General features: G+C 63.0%; 25 protein-coding genes. 11 read left to right on the forward strand and 14 right to left on the reverse strand.

The genetic code is table 11. The features are described from left to right. From ACK4OE_RS03505 to ACK4OE_RS03530, 6 genes are all read left to right on the forward strand, one after another. The coding region (locus ACK4OE_RS03505; RefSeq protein ID WP_409883059.1) for a xanthine dehydrogenase family protein molybdopterin-binding subunit at positions 1-857 on the forward strand (857 nt) is incomplete at its 5' end. A gap of 11 nt (positions 858-868) precedes the next feature. Next, positions 869-1,660, forward strand: coding sequence for an FAD binding domain-containing protein (locus ACK4OE_RS03510; protein ID WP_409883061.1), 792 nt, complete (start codon positions 869-871; stop codon positions 1,658-1,660). Positions 1,661-1,792: 132 nt separating this feature from the next. After that, positions 1,793-2,707, forward strand: a complete 915-nt coding sequence (locus tag ACK4OE_RS03515; RefSeq protein ID WP_409883173.1) for an AAA family ATPase — start codon at positions 1,793-1,795, stop codon at positions 2,705-2,707. 11 nt (positions 2,708-2,718) lie between these two features. Beyond that, positions 2,719-3,933: a vWA domain-containing protein gene (locus ACK4OE_RS03520; RefSeq protein WP_409883063.1), complete on the forward strand. Its 1,215-nt coding sequence runs from the start codon at positions 2,719-2,721 to the stop codon at positions 3,931-3,933. Positions 3,934-3,972: 39 nt separating this feature from the next. Beyond that, positions 3,973-4,623 (forward strand): CoxG family protein, encoded by a 651-nt coding sequence (locus ACK4OE_RS03525; RefSeq protein ID WP_409883065.1) that lies wholly within the window; start codon positions 3,973-3,975, stop codon positions 4,621-4,623. 145 nt (positions 4,624-4,768) lie between these two features. Next, the gene (locus tag ACK4OE_RS03530; protein WP_409883067.1) at positions 4,769-5,851 is read left to right on the forward strand and encodes an XdhC family protein; all 1,083 of its coding nucleotides are present in this window, start codon (positions 4,769-4,771) and stop codon (positions 5,849-5,851) included. Between the two features lie 2 nt (positions 5,852-5,853). Here ACK4OE_RS03530 and ACK4OE_RS03535 read toward each other — a convergent pair whose 3' ends face one another. The 4 genes from ACK4OE_RS03535 to ACK4OE_RS03550 all read right to left on the reverse strand — a co-directional run bounded on the left by ACK4OE_RS03535 (position 5,854) and on the right by ACK4OE_RS03550 (position 8,681). Then, positions 5,854-6,363 carry a low molecular weight protein-tyrosine-phosphatase gene (locus ACK4OE_RS03535; protein WP_409883069.1) on the reverse strand — a complete coding sequence of 170 codons (510 nt, stop codon included), beginning with the start codon at positions 6,361-6,363 and terminating at the stop codon, positions 5,854-5,856. Between the two features lie 20 nt (positions 6,364-6,383). Further along, positions 6,384-7,073, reverse strand: coding sequence for a glutathione S-transferase family protein (locus ACK4OE_RS03540; protein WP_409883071.1), 690 nt, complete (start codon positions 7,071-7,073; stop codon positions 6,384-6,386). Positions 7,074-7,245: 172 nt separating this feature from the next. Next, positions 7,246-8,028: a response regulator gene (locus ACK4OE_RS03545; RefSeq protein ID WP_409883073.1), complete on the reverse strand. Its 783-nt coding sequence runs from the start codon at positions 8,026-8,028 to the stop codon at positions 7,246-7,248. Further along, complete coding sequence (locus tag ACK4OE_RS03550) at positions 7,998-8,681, reverse strand: response regulator (protein ID WP_409883075.1); 684 nt, start codon at positions 8,679-8,681, stop codon at positions 7,998-8,000. The genes ACK4OE_RS03545 and ACK4OE_RS03550 overlap by 31 nt, the downstream gene beginning before the upstream one ends. Positions 8,682-8,824: 143 nt before the next feature. Between ACK4OE_RS03550 and ACK4OE_RS03555 the strand changes: the two genes are divergently transcribed. From ACK4OE_RS03555 to ACK4OE_RS03570, 4 genes are read left to right on the forward strand one after another with little or no spacing between them, the layout of a single operon-like run. After that, a complete protein-coding gene (locus tag ACK4OE_RS03555; RefSeq protein ID WP_409883174.1) occupies positions 8,825-9,196 on the forward strand; it encodes a response regulator transcription factor in 372 nt (123 codons plus the stop codon). 20 nt (positions 9,197-9,216) lie between these two features. After that, a complete protein-coding gene (locus tag ACK4OE_RS03560) occupies positions 9,217-9,972 on the forward strand; it encodes an HD-GYP domain-containing protein (RefSeq protein ID WP_409883175.1) in 756 nt (251 codons plus the stop codon). A 37-nt stretch (positions 9,973-10,009) separates the two neighbouring features. Continuing rightward, positions 10,010-10,816, forward strand: coding sequence for an ABC transporter substrate-binding protein (locus ACK4OE_RS03565; protein WP_409883077.1), 807 nt, complete (start codon positions 10,010-10,012; stop codon positions 10,814-10,816). A 1-nt stretch (position 10,817) separates the two neighbouring features. Next, positions 10,818-13,349, forward strand: a complete 2,532-nt coding sequence (locus tag ACK4OE_RS03570; protein ID WP_409883079.1) for a PAS domain S-box protein — start codon at positions 10,818-10,820, stop codon at positions 13,347-13,349. 104 nt (positions 13,350-13,453) lie between these two features. Here the strand turns inward: ACK4OE_RS03570 and ACK4OE_RS03575 are convergent, their stop codons facing one another. The 6 genes from ACK4OE_RS03575 to ACK4OE_RS03600 all read right to left on the reverse strand — a co-directional run bounded on the left by ACK4OE_RS03575 (position 13,454) and on the right by ACK4OE_RS03600 (position 17,417). Then, positions 13,454-13,624 (reverse strand): hypothetical protein, encoded by a 171-nt coding sequence (locus tag ACK4OE_RS03575; protein ID WP_291324645.1) that lies wholly within the window; start codon positions 13,622-13,624, stop codon positions 13,454-13,456. 94 nt (positions 13,625-13,718) lie between these two features. Further along, positions 13,719-14,606 (reverse strand): transglutaminase-like domain-containing protein, encoded by an 888-nt coding sequence (locus ACK4OE_RS03580; protein ID WP_409883176.1) that lies wholly within the window; start codon positions 14,604-14,606, stop codon positions 13,719-13,721. Positions 14,607-14,895: 289 nt separating this feature from the next. Beyond that, positions 14,896-15,498, reverse strand: a complete 603-nt coding sequence (locus ACK4OE_RS03585; protein WP_409883081.1) for a histidine phosphatase family protein — start codon at positions 15,496-15,498, stop codon at positions 14,896-14,898. Beyond that, entirely contained in the window at positions 15,476-16,444 is a 969-nt protein-coding gene (locus tag ACK4OE_RS03590; protein WP_409883083.1) for an MBL fold metallo-hydrolase, read from the reverse strand. Before ACK4OE_RS03590 ends, ACK4OE_RS03585 begins: the two co-directional genes overlap by 23 nt. A 175-nt stretch (positions 16,445-16,619) precedes the next feature. Beyond that, complete coding sequence (locus ACK4OE_RS03595; RefSeq protein ID WP_409883085.1) at positions 16,620-16,988, reverse strand: hypothetical protein; 369 nt, start codon at positions 16,986-16,988, stop codon at positions 16,620-16,622. Positions 16,989-17,180: 192 nt separating this feature from the next. Further along, a complete protein-coding gene (locus ACK4OE_RS03600; protein WP_409883088.1) occupies positions 17,181-17,417 on the reverse strand; it encodes a helix-turn-helix domain-containing protein in 237 nt (78 codons plus the stop codon). 205 nt (positions 17,418-17,622) lie between these two features. Here ACK4OE_RS03600 and ACK4OE_RS03605 point away from each other — a divergent pair, with 205 nt between their 5' ends. Further along, a complete protein-coding gene (locus ACK4OE_RS03605) occupies positions 17,623-18,252 on the forward strand; it encodes an ATP-binding cassette domain-containing protein (RefSeq protein WP_409883090.1) in 630 nt (209 codons plus the stop codon). 12 nt (positions 18,253-18,264) lie between these two features. Here ACK4OE_RS03605 and ACK4OE_RS03610 read toward each other — a convergent pair whose 3' ends face one another. Genes ACK4OE_RS03610 through ACK4OE_RS03625 form a run of 4 tightly spaced genes read right to left on the reverse strand, consistent with a single transcriptional unit; the run spans position 18,265 to position 21,531 of the window. Continuing rightward, positions 18,265-19,092 (reverse strand): LytR/AlgR family response regulator transcription factor, encoded by an 828-nt coding sequence (locus tag ACK4OE_RS03610; RefSeq protein WP_409883092.1) that lies wholly within the window; start codon positions 19,090-19,092, stop codon positions 18,265-18,267. Then, positions 19,089-20,150 (reverse strand): sensor histidine kinase, encoded by a 1,062-nt coding sequence (locus ACK4OE_RS03615; protein ID WP_409883094.1) that lies wholly within the window; start codon positions 20,148-20,150, stop codon positions 19,089-19,091. The genes ACK4OE_RS03610 and ACK4OE_RS03615 overlap by 4 nt, the downstream gene beginning before the upstream one ends. Before the next feature lie 17 nt (positions 20,151-20,167). Continuing rightward, on the reverse strand, positions 20,168-20,464 hold the full coding sequence (locus ACK4OE_RS03620) for a 2TM domain-containing protein (RefSeq protein ID WP_409883096.1): 297 nt from the start codon (positions 20,462-20,464) through the stop codon (positions 20,168-20,170). A 50-nt stretch (positions 20,465-20,514) separates the two neighbouring features. Next, positions 20,515-21,531: an alpha/beta hydrolase gene (locus ACK4OE_RS03625; RefSeq protein WP_409883098.1), complete on the reverse strand. Its 1,017-nt coding sequence runs from the start codon at positions 21,529-21,531 to the stop codon at positions 20,515-20,517. Positions 21,532-21,535 lie beyond the last annotated feature (4 nt).

Genomic DNA, 21,535 nt, shown 5'->3' on the forward strand with positions numbered 1-21,535 from the left:
ACAGCCACGGCCAGGGGCACGAGACCACCTTTGCGCAGGTGGTGGCCGCGCGCCTGGGCATCCCGGTGGAGAACGTGGACATCGTGCACGGCGACACGGGCCGCGTGCCGTTTGGCATGGGCACGTATGGTTCGCGCTCCATCAGCGTGGGCGGCGCGGCCATCATGAAGGCGCTGGACAAGATCGAAGCCAAGGCCAAGAAGATCGCGGCGCATTTGATGGAAGCGAGCGACGCCGATATCGACTTTGCCAACGGCGAGTTCAGCGTGAGGGGCACCGACAAGAAAATTCCTTTCGGCTCGGTGTCTCTGGCTGCTTATGTGCCACACAACTACCCGCTGGATGTGCTGGAGCCGGGCCTGAACGAAACCGCGTTCTACGACCCGACCAACTTCACCTTCCCCGCAGGTACCTACATCTGCGAGGTGGAGATTGACCCCGCCACAGGCAGCACCCGTGTGGACAAGTTCACCGCCGTGGACGACTTCGGCACCATCATCAACCCCATGATCGTGGAGGGCCAGGTGCATGGCGGCCTGGTGCAGGGCATTGGCCAGGCGCTGATGGAAAACTGCGTGTACGACCGCGAAACCGGCCAGCCGCTCACCGGCAGCTTCATGGACTACGCCATGCCACGCGCCGACGACTTCCCCGAGTTCAAGCTGGGCCATGTGTGCACACCCTGCACGCACAACCCGCTGGGCACCAAGGGCTGCGGCGAGGCAGGGGCTATCGGTTCGCCTCCCGCAGTGATCAATGCGGTGCTGGATGCGCTGCACCCGCTGGGGGTCAAAGAATTCGACATGCCCGCATCGCCACACCGTGTGTGGGAAGCGATTCAGAACGCCAAAGCCTGAGGAGAACCAGCATGTACGCATTCACCTTTGAAAATCCCTCCTCCACCGCAGCCGCTGCACAGCTCATCGCCCAGGGCGGCAAGCTGCTGGCCGGTGGCCAAAGCCTGCTGCCGTCGATGCGGCTGCGCCTGGCCAATCCAGAGAAGATCGTTGACCTCAACAGCATCCCCGAGCTGGCGGGCATCCGCCGCGAGGCCAACGCGCTGGTCATCGGCGCCATGACGCGCCACATGGACGTGGCCAACAGCGCCGATGTCAAGGCCGCCATCCCCGCGCTGGCCGACCTGGCGGCGCACATCGGCGACCGGCAGGTGCGCGCACGCGGCACGCTGGGTGGTTCGGTGGCCAACAACGACCCAGCGGCGTGCTACCCCAGCGCCGTGCTGGGCCTGGGCGCCACGGTCATCACCAACCAGCGTGAGATCGCAGCCGATGACTTCTTCGTGGGCATGTACACCACGGCGCTGGAAGGGGGCGAGATCCTCACCGCGATCCGTTTCCCCATCCCCAAGCGTGCGGCCTACCTCAAGTTCAAGCAGGCGGCATCGCGCTTCTCGCTGGTCGGCGTGTTTGTAGCGCAGACCGATGCCGGCGTGCGCGTGGCCATCACCGGCGCGGCCAGCAGTGTGTTCCGCCACGCGGGGTTGGAGGCAGCGCTGAACCAGAGTTTTACAGCGCAGTCGGCTGCGGCTGTGAAGATCGATGCGAGCGATCTGAACGCCGACATCCACGCGAACGCGGCCTATCGCGCCAACCTGATCAGCGTGCAGACCCAGCGGGCAGTGGCGCAGATGTTGGGCTGATGGGGGGAGCACCCGCTGCCACTGCACCGGGTCTCGCAGCGGGTTTTTGAATGAAATTGGCATCTAGCGCTTGTCCATAAAGCGCTAGTAGCTATAAAAATAGTAGCAATGAACATTTCCCCTCCTGCGCCCATGGCCGCACCCACGTTGTCCTCTATCGACGCCCTGGTGTTGGCCTTGCAGGGCGTGGGCTACTTTGCCGACCGGCGCCTGGCCACGGCCGTGTTCTTGGCGCTCAAACTGCAGCGCCCGCTGCTGTTGGAGGGAGAGCCCGGTGTGGGCAAGACGGCGCTGGCCCACGCGCTCTCCAAGGTGCTGGAACGCAGCCTGATCCGCCTGCAGTGCTACGACGGGCTGGAGCAGCGTGAGGCGCTGTACGAGTGGAACTACGCCGCGCAGCTGCTGCACATGCGTGCGGCGGAAGGCAAAGGCAGTGCCGACATGGCGCAGGTGGAGCGCGAGGTGTACCAAGACCGTTTTCTCATCCGCCGCCCCTTGCTGCAGGCGCTGCAGGCCCCAGCGCCCGGCGCGGTGCTGTTGATTGACGAGGTGGACCGAGCCGACGAGCCCTTTGAGGCGTTTTTGCTCGAATACCTGGGCGAGTACCAGGTGAGCATTCCCGAGATCGGCACTGTGCGCGCTACGGCCACGCCGGTCACCATTCTCACTAGCAACCGCACGCGGGATCTGCACGACGCCGTCAAGCGCCGCTGCCTGTACCACTGGCTGGACTACCCCGAGCGCGAGCGCGAGCTGGCCATCGTGCGCGCGCAGGTGCCGGATGCCAGTGCGGCTTTGGCCACCCAGGTGGCGGATTTTGTGGGCCGCCTGCGCAGCCAGCCGTTTGCCAACGCCTTCCAGCGCGCGCCCGGCATTGCCGAAAGTGTGGAGTGGGCCAAGGCGCTGGTCGCGCTCGACACCATCGTGGTGGACCCCGAGGTGGTGTCCGACACAGCAGGCATTTTGTTCAAGCAGCGCGAGGATGTGGCGGCGCTCACGCGCGACATGGCGGTGCAGTTGCTGCAGCCTGCCGACACGACTGCGTGAAGGCTCGCGCCATGGCTGAGGGCAGGACGATCTCTCAATTCGGCGATGCCCGCACGGGCAAGCTCGCCGACAACCTGAGCGGTTTTGGCCGCACCTTGCGCCGCGCTGGTGTGCGTGTGGACGCCGCCCGCATGGCGCTGGCCCAGCAGGCGGTGATGCTGGTGGGCCTGCGGCGTGAGGATTTCAGCGCCGCACTGGAGGCCGTTCTGGTCAGTCGCGAGCAGGACCGTTTGATCTTCCGCGAGTTGTTCGACGCGTACTTTCGCAACCCCAACGTGGCGCAAAAGCTGCTGGCGCAGATGCTGCCCAGCGCCGAGTCCAAGGCTGAGCCTGCCAAGCGCCGCCCGCGCGTGAGCGAGGCGCTGGCCCCCGTGCGGGCCGCGCGCAACGCGCCCCCGCCGCGCGAGGACGAGAAGATCGATTTCGACGCCGCCATGACGGCCAGCGACCTGCAGCGCCTGCGCCATGCCGACTTCAATCAGCTATCGGCCAGCGAATACCTGCTGGTGGAGCGCCTGGCGCGTGAGGTGCCCTTGCCCTTGCCGCGCTACGCGGCCCGCCGTACCCGCCCCGGTGTGCGCGGCAGCCGCCCGCACTGGCCGGGCGCCATGCACCACGCGGCGCGCAACGGGGGCGAGGTGTTGCACATCCCGCTGCTGCAGCGGCGCCAGCAACCGCTGCCGCTGCTGGTGCTGGTGGATGTGTCCGGCTCCATGGAGCGCTACGCGCGGCTGCTGCTGGCGTTTTTGCATGCTGCCACGGCACCGCGCCACACCGGCGATGCCGTGCGCCGCGACGTGTTTGCGTTTGGCACCGGGCTGACCGACCTGACGCCGGCTTTTCGGCTGGCGGACACCGACGCCATGCTACAGACGGCAAGTCATGCGATTGCCGACTTTGCCGGTGGCACCCGCATGGGCGACAGCCTGGCCCAGTTACGTTTGCAGCATGCCCGGCGGTTGGTGGGGCGGCGCACCCTGGTGCTGCTGATCAGCGACGGGCTGGATACAGGCACGCCCGAGGTGCTGGCGCAAGAACTGGGCTGGCTGCGGCGCCACTGTGGTCGGCTGCTGTGGCTCAACCCGCTGCTGCGTTTTGAAGGCTATGCACCCACGGCACGCGGCGCTGCCGAGTTGCACCGCCAAGCCCACGGCATGGTGGCCGTGCACAACCTGAGCCGCCTGCAGGATCTGGCGGCCAGCCTGGCGGCCGTGCTGCGGCAGTGACCGATTTCAGAAACAACCAGACAACACAAGGAACCCACCATGGAAATGCAAGCCAGCCGCACCCTTGCCGTGAGCCAGCAGCAGGCTTGGGAAGCGCTCAACGACCCTGAGGTGCTCAAGCTGTGTATCCCCGGCTGCGACAAGGTCGAGGCGACCGGCGAGAACCAATATGCCGTTGCCATGGCGCTCAAGATTGGTCCCGTTTCGGCCAAGTTCGCGGGCAAGATCACGCTGTCAGAGATCGTGCCGCCCGAAAGCTACACCATTGCTTTTGATGGCTCAGGCGGAGTCGCTGGTTTTGGCAAGGGCAACGCGCAAGTCAAACTGGTGCCGTTGCCTGTCGATGCTGCTGGGCAGGAAAGCTGCGAGCTGCACTACACCGTGCATGCCACGGTGGGCGGCAAGATCGCTCAGCTGGGACAGCGGCTCATCGACGGCGCGGCCAAGAGCATGGCGGAGGATTTTTTCAAGCGCTTTGACAACGAGATGCAGCGCCGCCATCCGCGCGCCGATGTCGCAGAGACGACCGATGGGATTGATACGGTTCCATCAGAGGAGCCCACGCAGCCCGGCGCATTGGCTGCGCTGGCTGCATCCGCAGGCGAGAACAATCCCCCCAGCGGCATACCGGTGTGGGTGTGGGTGGTCGGCGCAGCGGGGCTGGTGCTGTTAGCGTGGGTGGTCAATTGACTCCCCCTGAGCCGCTACGCGTCATCCCCCTGAGGGGGACGCCTCCGGTGGACCGGCGGAGCCGGATCCACGGTGGCGCTGGTGTGGCGCTGCGCCAGTTTCATGGGTTGTTTGGACGCTGAGTAGATGAATTGGTGATGAAACGATGGAAAACTTGGATGTGATGGTGTTGCGTACGCTGCAGGGCTGGCGGGCCGCCGGGCGGCGGGCGCTGCTGGCGACGGTGGTACACACGTGGGGCTCTTCGCCCCGGCCGGTGGGCTCCATCATGGCGCTGTGTGAAGACGGGTCTGTGGTGGGGTCGGTGTCGGGTGGCTGCATTGAGGACGACTTGATTGACCGCCATACCCGTGCCTACGCGCAGGGCGCGCCCACGGCGAATGCGGGCAAAGATCACCGCATTCCGAATGGTCCGCCGACGTTTGTGAAATATGGCGTCACCGCGGATGAGGCGCACCGCTTTGGGCTGCCTTGCGGCGGCACGCTGGAGCTGCTGCTGGAGTACGACCCGGACCCCGAAAGCCTGGCGACACTGATCACTGCATTGGAGGCCGGGCGCCTGATGCAGCGCACTGTGCGCCTGGCAGACGGTGCGGCCGCGTTAAAACCTGCGGCAGCGCCCGCCGATCTGGTGGTGGACGCCGTGCAACTCACCAACACCTTTGGCCCTGAGTACCGCATGCTGCTGATTGGCGCCGGCCAGCTGGCGGAGTACCTGGCCACCATGGCGCTGTTCAACGGTTTTGCGGTAACGGTGTGCGACCCGCGCGAGGAATACCGGGGCAGCTGGAACGTGCCCGCCGCCACCGTGGTGAGCGATATGCCCGATGACGTGGTGCTGGCCTTCAAGCCCGACCGGCGCAGTTGCGTGGTGGCCCTCACGCACGACCCCAAGCTCGATGATCTGGCGCTGCTGGAGGCGCTGAATACTGATGCGTTTTATGTGGGTGGCATAGGCTCGCGCCGCAACAACGAGGCGCGCCGTGCCCGCATGATCGAACACTTCGACCAGACCGAGGAGAGCCTGGCGCGCCTGCGTGGGCCGATTGGCATCTACATCGGCAGCAAGACGCCTCCCGAGATAGCGGTGAGCGTGATGGCCGAAATTTTGGCCGTCAAAAACGGCGTGACCCTGCCGCGCGACATGGAAGTGGCCCAAGCCAAGAACGACCGGGAGCTGGCGCACAACGACCCCGGTGTGCTGGTGTGTGGGGTGCGCGCCGCCTAGTGCTAAAGCGGCTTGGACCGCAGCTGCAACTGCTGCCGCACATGTTGCAGTAGGCCATCACAGGCGTCTTCCACCAGGTCCAGCACCTGTTCAAAACCAGCGGCCCCGCCGTAGTACGGATCGGGCACCACGGGGCTGTCGAATTGTTGGCAGAACTCTGTCATGCGGCGCAACTTGCGGGCGTGGTCGGGTGGACAAAGGTCTTGCGCAAGGGCCAGGTTGTCCCAGTCCATCGCCAGAACCAGATCGTGGCGTTCAAAGTCGTTGGCCAGCATCTGCCGAGCGCGCAGATCCGACAGGTCGTAGCCCCGCTGCGCTGCGTGGCGCTGGGTGCGTTCGTCCGGCGCCTTGCCAGGGTGGTAGTTATGGGTTCCGGCCGAGTCCACACGCACCTGGCTGGCCAAACCGCTGTGAACCACCTTGTGCCGGAAAACCCCGTGGGCCGTGGGGCTGCGGCAGATGTTGCCCATGCACACAAAAAGCACCGAGTAGGTAGCGACGCGGTCAGGCATCTCTGTGATCCCGACTATGTTCAGGCGGACATCACCACCGGGCCACCCTTGGCAATGCCGCGCTGGTACGCGGGGCGGGCCTCCATGCGCTGCTTGTAGGCCAGAAGGTTGGGGCACGCACCGGCCTTGCTGGCGCGTGAGAGGGCAGCCTCCACCGCAAAGCTCATCTGAAAATCGGCCATGGTGAGGTGCTCGCCCGCAAACCAGCGGTGCGTGCCCAGGTGTGCTTCCATGAAGTCGAGCGCGGTGTTCACGTTGGGGTCAATCACCTTCTCCTGCACCTTGCCGCACAGCGCCTTGGCAATCGGCTTGACAAAGAAGGGCATGGGCTGGGTGGGAATAGTCATGAACACCAGCTTCATCACCAGCCAGTTCATGAGCGAGCCTTCGGCGTAGTGCATCCAGAAGCGGCACTGGCGATACTCTGGCGTGCGCGGCGCCGGCTGCAGGTGGGCCAGATCACCGCCCGCCTGCGCGCCGTAGGTTTCCACCAGGTATTCGATGATCGCGCCCGATTCAGCAATGACCTCGTCGCCGTCGGTGATGACGGGAGACTTGCCGAGCGGATGAATCTTCTTGAGCGCGGGCGGGGCCAGCTTGGTGGCTTTGTCGCGCTGGTAGACCTTGAGTTCGTAGGGCACTCCCAGTTCTTCCAGGAGCCAAAGAATGCGCTGCGAGCGCGAGGTTTCGAGGTGGTGGACGGTAATCATTCGCACTATCTTAGAGCCTGTTCAAAGTCTTTTTGGAGACTCCAAAAAGACTTTGAACAGGCTCTTGGGACCCGTTGGCGCAAAGGGCTTGTCACCTGCCTGTAGCGCTGGCTGCGGCTTGGATAAAAAAGTTCGTGGTACGGGATGTTGCCAGCCCGATACGCCCCCCGTGTCAAAGTTGCAGCAAGAATGCCCGCAGCACGAGCCACTGCTCAACGCACCGCCCGGCGGCCGATTGGGCGGCGGCATCTTCAATCTGCCGTGCGCGCGCGCTTTCGGTGGGGTAGCCCAGCGTCAGCAGCACGGTCGCCAGGCTGTGTGTCAGGCGCCGCAGCGCTTGCCAGTCTTGGGCTGCACAGGCCGCGTCTCCCTGTTTCACATCCGCCGGAAACTGGCCCACACAACTGGCCCGGTACGCCTTGAACAGAAACGCATCGCCTGCAAAGTGGGTGGCTATGGCTTCTGCCTCATCAGGCGCAGCTGCAGCATCTGCGTACGCTGTGGTGTGCGTGTCTGTGGATGGGGGCGTGGGCGTGCTCCATGCTGGGTCCTCGTTCAGACTGAGTGCGTCTCGCACACAGGCCTCCAGTTCAAGCACCGATGCCGGTTTGGACAGCATGCGCCACACCTTCATGGCCTGAAGCTGCTCACGCACCGCCGGTGTGAGCCCGGCGCTGAAAACGGCCACGGGCACTCTGTACCCGATGGCTGGATCGCTGAGCAGCCTTTGCAGCAGACCCATGCCCGACTCGCCCGGCAGCATGAGGTCCGTGATGATCAGCTGCATGCCGCCCCGGTGGAGCGCATCCATGGCGTCGGGTACGTTGCTGCAGGTCACCAGTTCAATCGGCAATTCATCGAGCGCCATTTGCACAAAGCGCGCGATGGAACTGTCGTCTTCGACCAGCAGCACCCGGGGCAGCGTCATGCCGATGCCTTGACCGTCGGAAGGCATGCCGCCAGCGCAGCGGGTAGTTCGGCCACCAGGCGGGGCTTGTGGATTACTTTGACGCCTTGCAATGCAAACGCGTAGGGCTCGCGTTGTTCGGCGTCCAGGGATGTAACGACGATGAGGTGGCTGCGAGCAAACTGCGGCTGCGAGCGCAAGGCAGTAATGAGCGTGGCGCCATCAATGCCCGGCAGCAGGATGTCCACGATCAGCACGTCGGGCTGCGTCTGGCCGTACATCGCCAGCCCGGAAATTCCGTCGTTGGCCACATGCAGCACAACGCCGGGAAAGTGCTGCTGAACGATCAGACCCACCAGATTCTGAAAGTGAATGGAGTCTTCGATCAGCAGAACTTGCTGCACGCCAGGCGCCGTTTTAGCGACCGTTTTATTGGCTTTGACCGTACCTGCAGCGGCTGCGCCTTCTGCGGTGGCAGAACCTGCCATGTCCGCTGCGGTGTGCCCGCGGGCGCTGATCCACTGTTCGACAGAGGTGCGCGAGATCCTTCGGTGTCCCCCGGGCGTTTTCCATGCCTCCAGCTCATTGCGGTCCACCATGAGCTGAACAGACCGTACGGCCATGCCTAGCATCTTGGCCACCTCGAGCGTGGTGTAGTGATCTGGCAGCGCGGGTGAGGGGGTGTAGGGGTCAGGTTGCATAGCTCATGCATTTTGGCGCAAATTTTCTGTTCAAAACACTTGTATTTGATAAATATGATTGATATGATTGTTTTAATCGTAAAAACATCCAAATTGCCCCCCTAAGGACCCATGCCATGTCATCTATCCGAAAGTACCCTGCTGTGAAGAGAATCCTTATCGTCGAAGACCACATGGATATTCGCAAGCTGCTCAAGATGACACTCGAATTTGACGATTTCGAAATTCATGAGGCTGCCGATGGCGATGCGGGCTGGGTCATGGCGCAAGAGCTGCGGCCCGACATCGTGTTGCTGGATGTGATGATGCCGGGCACGCTCAGCGGGCTGGACGTGTGCCGTCGCCTCAAAGCCGACCCCGCGACCCGGCACGCCAAGGTCATCATGCTGACGGCGCGAGTGCAGGCGGCTGACCGGGAGGCGGGCGCTGCTGCCGGCGCGGACGACTATTTGATGAAACCGTTCAGCACGCTCCAGGTGCTTGAAACCATCTACCGGATGGAGGCGGCTCTGTGACTGCCGAATGCGCGCAGGATATGGACGGCTCTTTACTGGCCCAGGGATGTCCTCGACGCTTTGAAGAAGCGGCGGCGGCGCAAATGGAGCGGTTTGTGCTGGACTTTGGGCGCATGTACCGAGAACGCAACGAAGCGCTGCGCGAGGTGACACGGGCGCATCATGCGGCGCTGCTGCAGCTGTCTGCAGCAGCGGACCTGAAAGACGACGACACGGGGGGGCACATCGTGCGCATCGGCTACCTGGCGGAGGCCTTGGCGCTTTTAGTGGGGCAAACCCCTGCCTATGCGCGCATGCTGCGCAAGGCCGCGCCCATGCACGATATCGGCAAGATAGGAACCCCCGACAGCGTGCTTAAAAAGCCGGGCCCTCTGACGCCAGACGAGCGGGCGGTGATGAACAGGCACGCTGCCATGGGCGCAGAGATTCTGGGGCGCTCGAACATCCCCGTGTTCCGCATGGCGGCCGATGTGGCGTTGACGCACCACGAGCGCTATGACGGCCTGGGCTACCCGGCCGGGCTGTCTGGGGATGCAATACCACTGTCCGGGCGCATCACCGCTGTGGTGGATTTTTTTGACGCGTTAACCATGGACCGTGTGTATCGCCCGGCGTTTACCGCAGAGCGCGCCCTGGAGATGCTGGCAGCAGAGCGAGGCGCCGCCTTTGACCCCGTGGTGGTGGATGCACTTCTTGCGCATGCCGATGAATTGAACGAATTGCGATGCAAGATCACGCGGGAGTGCCGATCTTTTGATGCATTGATCAATTCGTAGTGAAAAATGGCTGAAGCCTGGATACTGGAGCCAAAACATGAAAATCAAAATCAGCATCTGGCGCCAGTTTGTGGCCGCCCTAGGCGCGTGTCTGGCGCTTTTTGCAACCCCATCCTCTGCGGGGCCAGTTTTGCAGCGGGTGCAGAGACAGGGCTTGGTGAAGGTGTGCATCTGGCCCGGCTACTACGGCGTGACCTATCGCCACCCCCGTACGCAGGAGCTGGGTGGCATCGACATTGAACTGGCCGCCGAGCTGGGCAAAGATCTCAAGGCCAAGGTGGAGTATGTGGAGTCATCTTTTCCTACGCTGGTCGATGACCTGACGCAAGACCGGTGTGATGTCGCAATGTTTGCCATTGGCATCCTGCCCCAGCGCGCTGAGAAACTGGCGTTCACCCAGCCTTACCTGCGCAGCGACATCTATGGCATTACTACCAAGAGTAATGCAGTGGTCAAACAGTGGTCTGACATCGACAAGCCGGGAGTGATGGTGGGGGTGCAGGCAGGCACCTTCATGGAGCCTGTGATGGCGCAGAGCCTCAAGAAGGCAACGATGGTTACGGTGAAGCTGCCAGCCACCCGCGAGCGTGAGTTGGTGGCTGGCCGCGTGGATGTGTTCATGACGGACTACCCCTACAGTCGCCGGCTGCTGGACAACGCCGACTGGGCTCGGCTGATTGAGCCGCCGCAGCCCTTTTTTGTGCTGCCCTATGGCTATGCGGTAAAGCCCGGCGATGAGAGCTGGTTGGCCGCCGTGGATGCGTTTGTGACTCGCATCAAGCGGGATGGTCGGTTGAAAAACGCAGCCAGCCACCACGGCCTGGGCACGATCGTGGTGCGCTGACATGGCGGTTTTTCGCCAACCCCTGCTGGGCGGACTTCGCTCCTGGTTGTCTCACACCAGTCATCTGGTGCTGATTGGTGGGGGGCTGGCAACGCTGCTGACGCTGGCTGCCGTGGTTGCGCTGGCGGTGAATGACTTTCGCGCCACGCGTGCCAACAGTCAGACGCATGCGGCAATGTTGGCCCGTGTGCTTGAAGATCAGGCCACGCGCACGGTGGATACCGCAGAACTGGCTTTGGAGGCGCTGTCGAGTTCCCCGGCTCTGAATGCTGCGTCTTCAGACCCGCGCGGCATGGCTGATGCACTCAATCAGGCATTGGTGGGGCTGTCTTTTCTGCGCGGCCTGGCGGTGGTGGACACCGGCGGTCGCGTAGTGGCCAGTACCCTGGAGGGAGATGCAGAGATTTTTGTGGATCTGCCTTTGCTAGGCCCCCGGGTCATCCCTGGCCAGAGTGCGCTGGGGGGGTTGCTAGCGGGGCGCAGTTTGCAAAGTATCCGGCTGCGCGGAACACCCGCACAAGCGCCCAAAGGCGTTGGTTACATTCCACTGTTGTACGGGTACTCGAACGAAACCGGACATGTGCTGACCCTTGTCGCCTTGATCAACCCTGATGCCTTGTCCAACTTCCAGAACCTTGCGCTGGAGTCTGATCCGTTTGAGTCGGTGGTTACGTCCTACGACGGCCAGATTTTGGCGAGTTCGGGCGCTGCGGCTTCTCTTGCGGGTGCCAGTGTTCGGCACATACCCGTATTCAGCCAGTACCTGCCGAAGCAGGAGCATGCCACCTACCTGGGGCAGGGGGTTCTGGGTACGCAACAGATACTGAGTTTCAGGGCGTCGGGCACCAAGCCTCTGGTTGTGATTGTTGAGGAGTCGTACAGCACGGCCGTCTGGCAGTGGTTCACCGATGCGCGCGCACTGCTGGGCATTGGCACGACCTTGACACTGGTGGTCCTGGGTTTGACCTTTGCTGTGTGGCGCGGTGTGCGCACCCGCGAATCGGCGCAGCAGGCGGTGCTGGTAGCGCAGACCCGCATCGCGCAGAACGAACGTGAACTCACGGTACTGATGCGCAGCGTGCAGGAGCTGATCTTTCGCACCGATGTGCGCGGCGTGATCACGTATGTGAACGCTCACTGGACTGCATTTTCGGGGCGTGATGTGAGCGGTGCTGTGGGGCAGCGGCTGCAAGACCGGGTGGAACCCCAGAGCCGGCAGCATGTGTTCAAAGCCCTGGACCCCGGAGCCGATGAAGGCGTGCGCATGTGCGAAGTAGTGGTCCGAGGGGCCGATGGGCGCGAATTGCTGTTCCAGATGGCCGTGGTACCTCTGCGTCTGGACGGGCGCGTAGTCGGTTTCGCCGGGAGCGCGGTGGACGTGACCGACCGCTGGGAGGCACAGCAGCAAGTGCAGGCGCAGTTGGCGTTCCAGGACCTGCTCCTCGAGACCAACCCGCTGCCCGTGTCGGTAATCGACGAGCGGGGTTGCCTTGTGCGTGTGAATCGCGCATGGGAGGAGTACAAGGGGTGTACCCGAGACTCCGTGATGGGGCGAGAACTGTGCAGTTTGCTGCCAGCGGATGAGGCCAAGGTCCATGACGCGGCCAATGTGCAACTGCTGCGTTTTGGAGGGCGCACTCATGTCGAAACCAAGGTCTTGCATGCGGATGGGTCTCGTCGGGACACCCGAATTGCCAAAGCGGCGATTGCGGACGAACACGGGCGGGTCACCGGGGTACTCAGCATTCTGATGGACGTCAGCGAGTTCCGTGAGGCTGAGCGCGCCACGCAGGAAGCGCGTAGTGCTGCCGAGGAGGCGTCACGCTCCAAATCGGAATTTGTGGCAAACATGAGTCATGAATTGCGCACGCCCTTGCAGTCGATCCTTGGATTCGCCGAACTGGGCATGATGCGAGGCAAGGCCACCCCCAAGCTGGCGGGCATGTTTGAAGACATCCACTCTGCAGGCCAGCGCATGCTGACATTGGTGAACGATTTGCTCGATGTGTCCAAGCTCGAAAGCACGGTGGGCACATTCCACATGGAGCGCATCGACCTGCGCGGCATCGTACGTCCAGTGATCCAGGAACTGGAGCCATTGCTTGCGCGCAGTCATTTGATGATGGATGTGCGCCTGTCTGGCCTGCCGCTGATTGCGAAGGCGGACCCTGTGCGGTTTCAGCAGGTCATTCGCAATGTGGTTGCCAATGCCATCAAGTTTTCGCCGCCCGGCAGCACCATCACCTTGGAGGGCTACATCGATTCGAAAGGCCAGGCGAACCTGGTCATCAGGGACGAGGGCCCGGGTATCCCGGACGCAGAACTGGATCGCATTTTTGAAGCCTTTGTGCAGTCCAGCAAAACCAAGGATGGGTCTGGAGGGACCGGGCTGGGCCTGGCGATCTGCCGCAAGATCGTGGAGGCCATGGGTGGTCAGATCTATGCGCTCAATATACCTGGCAGTGGCGCTGCGTTTTATATCGTGTTGCCCGCACGCGGGCAGTCGGAGACCATGCCCGCCCCGCTGGAGTAGATTGGAAAAGTCTGACAAGCCTCCCGGGAGTACCCATAAACAACAAAGCCCTCACGAGAGGGCAATGTTTTAAGAGGGCGGGGCAGCTCGTGCCCCTTGGCGATTCAACCGCCCTTTTTGGAGCGCTTGCCAGGGTTCTTCTTGCTGCGGGTTGCAACACCGCGCTCCAGGCTCACGCGCTGGCCACGGCCGGCAGTGCGCAGGCTGAAGCCGGGCAGGGGCTTAGGTTGGGGTGTGTGCTTGCGGTCTGCTTCGGTGACGATCTTGTTGCCCATGATAGGTCTCTGAGTTGGTGGAAAAGGAGGGATTTTAGGCTACAGCCCGGTTGCCGGGCTTTTGCAGGTATTTGGCGAGTGTTTCGCGAGTCCGTTACGACGCCACAAACCCTGCGGCTACGCCAGCGCCATGGTCAGTTGAAAGCGCCTGTGCGCAGTGGCGTGGCAACTCGAAACCCCGTGCCGCGTCTTCAATGGCGGTCGTCCGGATGACGGGGGGCTTGGCCCAGACACCGCCAAAGATCGTGGCAAACGCCACATCGGCCGCATCGCGTCCTACGCCAAAACGCAGCAGACCCATGGGGATCGCCGTACCTGATGGATCAAAGATGTACCAGCGGTCCCCTAGGTACACCTCGACATAAGCGTGAAAGTCGGGCGCGCCGAGTGCGGGGTCAGCCCCATAGTCGGTCCCGGTGGTGAAGCGGGCCGGAATGTTGATGGCTCGGCACAGCGCGATCATGAGGTGGGCGAAGTCGCGGCAGACACCCACCTGCTCCACCAAAGTGTCAACGGCCGACGTGTTGGAGTTGGACGTATTGGATGTGAAAGCCACGTGCCTTTGTACCCAGTCGCAGATGGCTTGTACTCGGCTGTGACCCTGCCACAAAGACCCGAACTCATTCGTCGCAAGCCGCAGCAGCCGGTCGGACTGGCAGTACCGGCTGGGGTAGATATAACCCATGACCTCTTGCGGCAGCCGCCGCACCGGCACTTCCGCCAGTTGCGTGGGGTCGACGCGGTAGTGGTTGATATCGACGGTGGCTGAATACGACAGTTCCAGAGTGCCGGGCTCGCCGTGCAAGCGCAAATAGCGATTGCCTGTGGCAGGGTCGGTATGCACGTGGTGCGCGATGGGCTGGTTGATGACCAGGCGTTCTGCGCTGACGGACTGGTTAGGTGTCTGCGCGGCGTGGATGTTGAAGACGAAGTCGGCGCCGTATTGGTCCACTTCGTAGCTCAGGTCAATCTGCAGTTCCATGCGCACGCGGTCGTGGCTGGGTTGGGCTGCCGTCGCTTCTTGAGCAGAGTAAGTGCTGGGCCAGGTGGCAGTATTGCGGGTGTTTGACTGCAGGGGAGGGCTTTGGGTGTTTGCCATGGGCATATCCTTCGGGCACTGCATGCCGGGGCATCCGGCACAGCAGCGTGACTTCAGGATAGTCGATCGTTCGGCGTCCGGTGTAGGCAAAGGGCCCGCCAGCATGCCCGTCCGCTTACCCAGACCAAACACTGGTTCGATGTGGCCCCAGGAGGCCGCCGGTGCTGCCTTATCAAGCAGCGACGGACAAGCGCGCAAGCACCTCTGCCTTACCCCCGCGATCTGCCCGCAATATCAGTGCCTCGCCTGAGCTGGTATTGGTATTTGCCAGGTCAGCCAACACGAACATGTGGGTGAACCACACCTCAAAACGGCCAGTCTGTGCTGATGCCCCGACCAGCGCAGCACGCAATTCGCGCAAGTGTCCGGCGCTGGTGGTCTCCGGGCTGCCTCGGGGTGACCCCAGCGCGGCCCAGACCTGCGGCGCTCCGAAAGCGAGCGTAGCGCTGTCCACGCAGCGACACCAGGGGCTCGACAAGATCTTGCCTGGCTGGAGTTGGCGTTGCTGGAACCACACGCCTATGCTGCGGGCCTGGGTCCGCCCTTCTTCGCTCAGATTGCGCTGGGTGCTGCAGTCACCCAGGCGGAACCCGGGCGGGTCAAACGTGCCCGGGGCCAGAGAGTGGCGAAAGGCCGCCACCACTCCGCCCTTGCGCAACAGGGCCTCGGCATCGGTGTCCTGTGCTGCCCAGCTGCGCAGGCTGGCCAAAGCCAGCCCGGCGCCCAGTACCGCCCGGCGTGCGATGAGAGGGTCAGGCAGCTGGCTGGAAGGCATAGCCTGCACCCGATGCGGTCATACGGCCCATGGCGGGGAACGGGAAGTGGAAGCCGCCGAGCATGGCGTTACTGGCGGTAATGCGCTGGAACACCTCGCGCCGCACTTTGCGAGCGGCCTCGGCATCCATGTCAAACGTCACCGCCCAGTCGGGATTGCGTGCAAACAGTGCGGGCACATTGGTCAGGTCCGCCACATAAAAGAACTTCTGGCCGGAGGAGGTCAGTTCAAACAGCGTGTGGCCCGGCGTGTGACCGTAAGCCGCCACGGACTTGATACCGGGTGCGATTTCGGTGTCTGCCGCAAACTGCACCAGTGTGTCTGCAGGCATGGTGGCAAAAGTGCGCCGCACGTTCTCAAACGCGCCTTTCATGCCTGCCGGAGCCGCTGCCATGCGTGCGTCGTCCATCCAGAATGCGTGCTCAGCGGCGGGTACCATCACCTTGGCCTTGGGGAACATAAGCTCGCCTGCCTTGTTGCGAATGCCGTTGATGTGGTCGCCGTGGTAGTGGCTGATCAGCACTGTGTCAATGTCTGCAGCTTGCAGGCCCGCTGCGCGCAGGCTGTCGAGCAACTTGCCCGTGGTGGCGCCACCAAATTCGCCCAAACCTGTGTCGATGAGAATCTTGCGGGCACCCGCTACCACCAAGAACGGTGTGAAGGGCACATCGATGTAGTCAGTAGGCAAGCCCTGGGACGCCAGCAGCGCACGCACTTCGGTCAGCGGCGCATTCTTCACAAATTCTTCCCCGAGCGGGCGGCGGGTGATGCCGTCGTTCAGCGCTATCACTTCCACATCGCCCACCTTCGTTCTACGGAAGCTGGGACTGGGCAGAGTGGGCGTTCCGAAGTTGGGAGCGTTCTGGGCCCACACGGGCACAAACGATCCCGCGGTATAGGCAGCAGTGGCCAGACTTGCACCCAGGAAGTGACGGCGTGACAGCATAAAACTCTCCAGTATCAGGTTGAACTAATGAGTTTCGGACTGTAACGCCCGCTTTGACGATTGAGCCAATGAGCCTGCGAACCTGTGCGCTGCGTGGGGTTTTTAGCGCCATCGGGGCCCGTATCCCTGCGGCAAGCTGCTTTGCAGGTGTGTGAGCAATGCGCTCACAGATGCTTCATTCCACGCCAAATGCCTCCCGCAGCGCCTCACAAAAGTCAGCGCTGCCGCTGATCGACAAGGTGATGGTGGTGCGTGGTGTCGATGCGGCTCCCGCCGTGCAGTTTATGCACCCGGATACTGCGTCAAAGTCCAATGCGAGAGGTGTGCTCACCTCCTGGACTCCCTGCAGATCGTATTGCCACTGGCCACCGTCCTCTTGGGGCCCATGGCCATCGGGGAACTGCGCGTGGGCCCATGCCAGCAACTGGGCAATCTCGGCGTGTAGCGCAGGGACCTGCGCGGGCGACACGCTGGCCATGGCATCAAAAGTACCCATGCCGTCCGCATCTTCGCTGTAGTCAAAGTCCAGGTAGTTCAAGGTCATGGTGAGTGATCGGTGTGATCGGTAAAAGAGAGTGAAAAATGCTTATGCCCAGGTGCATCCCAGCGCCTGGGTGGCCTCGCACAGGCGTCCGTGGAGTAGCCTTGGCGCACGATCTGCTCCAGCTCGGCCTCCAGTGCAGTGCGGTCCGTGAGCGTGGTGGCTGTGTGCCGCGTCAAGTTCCTCTGCGGGGGATCAACAGGTGGGGCGCCAGGTATAGCAGCGGTCATCGGGCTCACTCTCCAACAGGCCGCCGCTTTCCGGCTGGCCCCGCATGCGGTGCACGCTGGGTTTGGGCCAGCCCGATGCCTCGATCGCATCGGCAAGGCTGAAAGGGCGGCCGTGGGCGCACACGATTTCCAGCAATTGAAGCAGGCGCAGGCTGGGTGCAGGTTTAGTCGCCACAAATCTCGTAATTCGAGACGATTTCATGAGTCATTTTGAGATTATTCCGTACGGTGGCTCAGCTGCCAAACAAGATTTCCGGGGTCACCCATGACAGCGACTTTTCAGAACGCGGGTTTTTGAACAGGTACTTAGAACGTGTGCACGATCTGCTGCTGGTGGTCTACCAGGCCGGTGGCTGGCTGTGGGCACGGCGCGCTTCCTAGAATCTGGTCTTTCAACGCAAGGAAACATGGTGGCCGACAACGTGGTTTTGCAGGTAGAGGGATTGTGTTTTGCCTACCCCGAATGCGGGGTGCTAGACCAGTGGCAGATGGCGCTGCCCGCAGGCCTGGCGCTGGTGCGTGGCGACGAGAGCAGTGGCAAGACCACGCTGCTGCGCCTGCTGGCGGGGGAGCTGAGGCCGCAGGCGGGGCAGATCACGTTGCAGGGCCTGAGCGCAAGTGATGCGCCCAAGGCTTATGCGCAACACGTGTTCTGGGCCGATCCGCGCTCTGGCGAACTGGACAAACTCACGGCCCGTGACTGGCTGGGTAGCCTGCCTGCCCGATACCCGCAGTGGGATGCCGCAGTGCTGGCGACGCACACCGAAGGCTTCACGCTGCACGAGCATCTGGACAAGCCGTTCTATGCGCTGTCCACCGGCAGCAAACGCAAGGTGTTGATGGCCGGTGCCCTGGCGTCGGGCGCACCGCTGACCTTGATCGACGAGCCCGTTGGAGGGCTCGACAAACCGTCAGTCGCTTACCTGGCGCGTGCGTTGACGCAGGTGGCCGGTCAGCCCGGGCGGGTGGTGGTAGTTGCGCACTACGAGGCGCTGCCCGGCGTGCCCTGGGGCACGGTGGTGGACCTGGCAGGCTGACTGATGGGCTGACTACATCGCCTTGAACAGGTGCGCGTAAAGGCGGCTCACGGGCAGCTTCTCGGCCCGGCCCGCCAGCTCCAGATGCAGCTTGCCCGCCTCGTCGCGGGTCACGGTGGTGATGGCACTGGCGCGCACCAGCGTGCTGCGGTGGATCTGCCAGAACACCTGCGTATCGAGCTGGGCCGTCAGCTCCTTGAGGGGCGTACGGATCAGATACTCCCGCGCCGCGGTCAGCACCCGTACGTACTTGTCGGCCGCTTCAAAGTACAGCACGTCGGCCACGGGCACCATGTGGATCTGGCTGCCGTTGCTGGCCTGGATGAAGGTGAGGGGCGCGGTGCTGCTCGGTGCCGCTGCAGCGGGCGGCGAGGCAATACCGGGCGCTGCCAGCAAATGGCGCAACTGTGCCATAGTTGCTTCTAAATTGATAGCTGGTTGCGCTTTATTCATAAGCGCTAGCTGTAGTTTTTGCACTGTTTTTTGAAGGCGCGCCGCCTGCACGGGCTTGAGCAGGTAGTCCACAGCCTGGGCTTCAAACGCTTGCACGGCGTACTGGTCGTAGGCCGTCACGAATACGAGTGCGGGAAAAGGCGTGCCGTCGGGCCAGGCGTCGGCCAGTTCCACGGCGGCATCCAGCCCACTCTGGCCCGGCATGCGGATGTCAAAGAAGAGCACGTCGGGCAGCAGGGCCAGCGCCTGCCTGACGGCCGACAGGCCGTCGCCGACGGTCGCGGCGATCTGCAGTGCGGGCCAGGCGCGGGCCAGCTCCTGCTGCAGGGCGGCGGCCAGCAGATGTTCATCCTCGGCAATCAGGGCGCGGGGGGCGGGTTGGTTCATAGCTGAGAGCCGGTTTTTAAGGGAAAAACGACACTAGCGCTTGTCCCACCTCCGCTAGCAGCTATCAAATTAAGAGTGCCTGCTGCGCCGTGCAGAGTGGCCAGGCGCTCGCGCACCTGAGCGAGACCAAAGCTCTGGCCGGGGCCCGGGGTGGGCAGCGTATTTGGCAGGCCCGCGCCGGTGTCGTTGACTTCAATCACCAGCATCGGGCCGTGGGGTCCGGGTTGTGTGTTGGCGCGCACTGTGATGTGGCCGCCTTCCACCTGGGGCTCCAGGCCATGGCGGATGGCGTTTTCCACCAAGGGTTGCAGCAGCAGCGGGGGCACGGGCACATCCCGCAGCGCATCGGGCAGGTCCAACGTGTAGGCCATGCGTGGGCCCATGCGCACGGCCATCAGCTCCAGGTAGTCGCGCAGGCGGTCAAACTCGTTGGCCAGCGGGTGCTCTGTGCTGCGCGACGCCGTGAGTGTGGCGCGCAGGTAGGTGATGATGCGGTCCAGCATTTGTTGTGCGCGCACGGGGTCGGTGCCGATCAGCGCGCGCAGGTTGGCCAGCGTGTTGAACAGCATGTGTGGTTCGAGCTGGGTTTCCAGCAGTTTGAGCTGGGCCTCGGTGGCCTGGCTGCGTACCTCGTTGACCTTGGCCTGCAGCCAGGCGCTCTTGCCCCGGCTGTAGAAAAAATAGGTCAAACCAAGGGCCGATAGCACCGTGATGCCAATGGAAATTCGCAATTGCGGGCGGTCTTCAAAGTTCCAGGACGAAAAGCCGAACCAGCGGTCTGCAAACAATGTGCCCGCTAAAAAACCCAGCACATTGCCAACGAGGGGCAGGGCAATGCCCGCGACACCCTCAGGCCAACCGGTGTCTTGGCTGGACGGAAAAAAATGGCGTCCAAAGTCAATCAGTACCCATGACGGCAATCCGATGGCCAGGGAGTAGACCAGCGCAATCTCATAGGGTTTGTGCGGCCTGAATGCGTAGTGAATGGCCGCAATGGCCAGGCAAAACGCGATGATCTGCAGAAAATGCCGAAGCTTGGCGATCCAGTCGATTTTCACGCGGGCTCCTGTCGGTGCTAGTGACCGTCGCGCTCGCGCTGTAACCGTTCACGCTCTTTTTGCACCATGCGCTCGCGCAGGCCGCTACCGGTGCCCAGCACAAACACCGAAATCCCGTGCAGTGCGAGGCCCAGCCCCCAGCCCAGCAGCGGGTACACCGACCAGGGGCGGTCGCCAAAGCCGTACCGCGACATCCCAAAAAGCACCAGGTTGACCACGGCGAAGACAGCGGCATGGGTGTACCAGCCCAGTTTGGCGCCAGCCCGCTTGCGGGCCAGTTGGTCGAGGTCGTCGGGTGTCATGGGATGGGGCATTGAGGCGCGATTTTAGGTGGGTGGCGGCGCTGTGATGCCGTGGTGGACGATCAAGCTTTGCAGGCCTGTGCCACCGTTTGCACGGCCACTGTGTCCAGCGTCAGGCCCATGTGGTTCACGCCGGGCACAAGGGTCACCGGCACGGGTTTGCCCGCGTGGGCAAACACGTCGGCAAAGCGGTCTGCGTAGAAAAGCTCGTCGTCCTGCCCAGCCACGATGCAGACTGTGCCGCGGGCGTTGCGGATGTCGCTCTGGTAGTCGTTGTGGGGGCGAAAGTTCATGGCGACGGTGTAGGAGTAGCGGGGGGTAAGACCCGCACGAGAGGCTTCGTCCAACGCAAACTGAAGCACCGAAAGGTGGTTCCACCACGTGATGCCGATACGGTTGAGCAGCGTGAGTGCCACGAGCCTGGGCATTCCAATGGTTGCCCATCCGCCCGTATCGGGCCGGGCGGTGGGTGCCTCCTGGTGTATGAACGGTGAGAGCAGTACGTAACGATCAAAAAGTGCTTGCCGCGCGCTGCCAGCGAAGCGCAAGGCAAATCCGCCGCCTGCAGAAAACCCCATGAGCGTCTGTGGACCAGTGTGCGGCACCTGGCGCACAAAGTCTTCCACGTCATCTTCCAGTTGCCCGATGTAAGCCGCTTGCCCCCGCGTGCCCGACTCACCATGGCCTCGCATGTCAAGCGCTGCCACGCTGTACCCCTGCGCTGCCAGAGCCTGAGCCAGCACATGGGTGGATCGCGCGCGCGAAGACGAGCCGTGGACGACCACTACGCGGCGGTTGGAAGTGTCTGCCCGGGTGCTGTCGGGTGGGTATGCATACCAGGCAAGCAATGTTCCGTCGCGGGCGGTGTAGTGCTGCGCTGGCGGTACGTCGCTGAAGTCAACGCTCTGGAAAGGTTCATTGACGCTGGCCAACGGCGTAATGTCTTTGGGCCCGCCCCAGGCCAGCGCAGCGGCGCAGCCAACGACCCCGAGGAACACAACAAGAACGAGGATGGCGGGCAACAGCATGGTGGTGATGCGGCGTGTGCGGCGTCTGTTAGGAGTGGCAGATTGGATCATGGGT

This window comes from Acidovorax sp. (assembly GCF_046314175.1).
Classification (GTDB): Bacteria; Pseudomonadota; Gammaproteobacteria; order Burkholderiales; family Burkholderiaceae_C; genus Acidovorax.